Origin of the sequence: Nocardia altamirensis NBRC 108246, assembly GCF_001612685.1 — a bacterium.
Lineage (GTDB): Bacteria > Actinomycetota > Actinomycetes > Mycobacteriales > Mycobacteriaceae > Nocardia > Nocardia altamirensis.
Genome location: NZ_BDAY01000153.1, coordinates 1 through 2314, shown reverse-complemented (window position 1 = coordinate 2314; position 2314 = coordinate 1). Strand labels below are relative to the sequence as shown.

At 67.9% G+C, this 2314-nt stretch carries 1 protein-coding gene; it reads right to left on the bottom strand.

Features of this window, described 5'->3' with window-relative positions; all coding sequences use genetic code 11:
- The coding region (gene mobF, locus NA11_RS43560) for a MobF family relaxase (protein WP_218023504.1) at nt 1-2266 on the bottom strand (2266 nt) is incomplete at its 3' end.
- Nucleotides 2267-2314 lie beyond the last annotated feature (48 nt).

Genomic DNA, 2314 nt, shown 5'->3' with positions numbered 1-2314 from the left:
CGGTGAGGGTGACGGGCTGGGCGGGTGCGGAGTGGGCCATGTCGGCGGCGGCGCCACCGGCATCGATGGCCGGGAGTTGGTGGTCATCGCCGAGACAGCGCACAGTCGCACCCCGGCTGATCAGATACCGCAGCAGTCGCAGGCGTTTAGCGGTCGGCACCGTGATGTGCTCATCGATGATGACCAGGGTGGTGTCATCGATGTCGAGCACCCATTGCGGCAGGTGCGGCAGACGCTCACCGCTGAGCAGCGCGGGGGGCTGGTGGGCATCAAGGACGTGCAGGAGTTTGTCGACGGTTTCGGCGCGGGCACCGGTCTCGCGCCCCAGAACCGACGCGGCGTTGGCGGTGGGAGCCAAGCCCAGCACGGTCCCGCCGGCCGATTCCCAGGCGGTGGTCAACACGGCCATGGCGGTGGTCTTGCCGGTCCCGGCGGGCGCGTTGGCGGTGTGCACGCGCATCCCAGCGGTAGCAAAGGATTCGATGACGCGGACCTGACCGGGATTTAGCGGCCGGTCCGGGTGGGCGGTGTTGTAGTCGTGCACTGCGAGAGCGACGTGTCCGTAGTCGAGGATGCGCCCACCAGGTTCGACGGCCAGGGCGATGAGTTCGGCTTCGGCCGCGAGGGTGGCTGCGGTGGTGTAGATCTGGGAGTTCACGCGGGTGTGTACGGGGGTGCCGTCGTCGCGGCGCAACCATGCCGGGACCGCCCGCAAGTCGGGTTGCTCGGTCAGGTCCGGATCACCGCGCGCGACCGCAGCGCTCGGCGTGAGCGCGTGCGCACACACCTGGGCGGCGGCGCGCGCCCAGTCCGCGGGAGCCACCTCACCGCGGAGTTGGCGTTCGACTTCGGCCCGGAGATTGAACTCACGCCAGGTCGCGCGCTTGCCCGACACCGCAGCCAACGCTTGCCCGCTGACGTGAGTGACGAACACCTCATCTGGTGCCGGACGCGCGACAGGTGGGACCGACAGGACACGGCCGATGACGGCGTCCACGGCAGCGGTTCCACCTAGCAATGCGGCGGCTTCGGCTCGCCAGTGCGCGCGCTGCTGGGCGCGCGAGCCTGGAAGATGCTTGCTGGGGCGGGTTTCCAGGGTCGCGCGCTGGGCTAGCCGGTGTACTTCGCCGGGTTCGGGTTCACGCCCGAACGCGGCTTGCCATGCGGCGGTGAGGGTGTCGAGCCGATCAGTGATCGCGGCCCCGCGCCGCGACCAATGGTGGATCAGCTCCAGTGGCACGCCGACGATTTCACGGACACGGACCTGGTCGGGGGTGCGGTCGGGGCGGGCCGCGAACCGCAGGCCGAGTGAGGTTTCGAGGTGGTGTTCCAGGCGGGTGTCATAGATTTCGGAGATCGTGACCGCTGCCTCGTGGATGGTGGTGCCGTCGATGGTGCGCCACTTGCTGTCGATGGTGCGTACTCGGTTGGCGATCAGGACGTGCGTATGCAGGTCGGGATCGCTGGCCCTCGAGTCGCGGTGATCGAACGTCGCGGCGATCGCGCCCTGCACCTGGACTTGGCGAACACCGTTGCGCCCCAAACGGGTGAACAACGCATTGTCCTCCAACCAGGTCAGCGCGTCGGAGACGGCGTGCCGGTGCGCGGCGGCGATCATCTCCGCCAACGGCGGGGAGCCGATCGCCCACAACACTGAAACACTCTTCACGGGACTGAACGTGAAATCGTATCCGGCGACCGCTGTCCGGTCGGGGCGGGAGTTCTTGACCACCCACCCCGACAACTCGCGGGCATCAAGCGGGGCACGCTCGTACTCGGCAGTGAACATGTCGGTCGCGACTCGAGTGCTGATCTGAGCACGGACAGCATCATCTATGGGCGCGGTGGCACACGCGCCGATGCCGGTGTTGTGGTCGCGGTACGCCTGGGCCTTGGCGGCACGGTAACCCGAGGTCGAGGTGTAGACCGGGTACCGGTTGCCGAGTCTGGTTGCCTTCTCGCCCATCCGGGCAGCCTGCGCCGACGACATACCGGCGGCACAGTGGCGGGCGAGCGCGCGGGCACGGACTTGTTCGGCGTCGGGGTGGATCCCTTCGCCGAACAGATTGCGCATCTGCTCCTCGGTCACCTCCGCGCCTGGGTCGATACCGAGCGCGGAAAGCCCGCTGCCGCGCCAGGTTCCGGGAGCTTCACCGTGTTCGTCGTAGTACTTGGCCAGCGAGGCGCGCCCGCGCGCGCTGGTGTCGTTGGCTGCGGTGTTTCGCAGGTAGTACTGATAGCCGTTGCCTGCGGCGACTTTGTGCATCGTCGCGACCACGCCTCCATGAAGCGCCTACTACACTTCGTAATTCAA